Raw genomic sequence first — 722 nt, 5'->3', positions numbered from 1 at the left:
AGCGGCCATGGCCAACCGCTGCTTTGGCGTAAATCCGCCCAAGGCCATGTTCGGGCGGTCCTGATTGTAAGTCCACATCCAATCGGTCGCGAAACGCTGCACGTGGTCTAACAGGCTGTTGAAAAGCGCCGCGTTTTGATGGCCGGGGCACTGATTAAATGGATTTCGTATGCGATTGGCCGCCGAGTTGCCGATAGATCGTCGTGGCTGCCCCGCTGGCGAGCGGGATTGCCGGCGCGTTGCCGCGTGACGCCCGCGCTGCTCGGGCGGCTCATTGCATCGCTCCTTGCGGTACCACCGTCAGCATTCGCGCAATTCGAGTCAGGTTGCTCGCCAGCATCGTCAACTTGAAGTGCTGGTCGACCCGTCTGATGCCTCGATACACGGTCTGTCGAATCCTGCCGATAGTCTTGCCCCAGCCGAAGTGCTCTTCGATGCGTTTGCGTTTCACCTGGCTGATGCCGTAGCCGGCGTGCCGCGAGGTGCGGCCATCGATCGTGCTGCCGCCTTGATGCGTGTCATTGCGCGCGACGTGCGGCGTCACCTTGCGCGCACGGCAGTCCCGCACAAAGTCGCGCATGTCGTAGCCCTTGTCGGCGCCGAGCGTCTTGGCATGACGCCCAGGCACGCAACCGAGCAGGCGCAACGCATTGGCGCGTTCGGCGAAGCCGTCGGCATGGCTCACCACGGCACCGACCACCAAGCCCGAACGGTTCTCCATC

At 63.2% G+C, this 722-nt stretch carries 1 protein-coding gene and 1 pseudogene; both read right to left on the bottom strand.

What is annotated here, in order from left to right; translation table 11 throughout:
* Nucleotides 1–111: pseudogene (locus tag ACNQQL_RS36020) on the bottom strand (IS3 family transposase); the annotation flags it as partial.
* Between the two features lie 160 nt (nucleotides 112–271).
* On the bottom strand, nucleotides 272–722 hold a 451-nt coding region (locus ACNQQL_RS36015), incomplete at its 5' end, for a transposase (RefSeq protein WP_347069701.1).

Source organism: Burkholderia sp. LFS061, assembly GCF_047978125.1.
GTDB lineage: Bacteria > Pseudomonadota > Gammaproteobacteria > Burkholderiales > Burkholderiaceae > Burkholderia > Burkholderia pyrrocinia_C.
The sequence above is the reverse complement of the archived record's forward strand: the minus strand, read 5'-3'. Positions and strand labels throughout refer to the sequence as shown.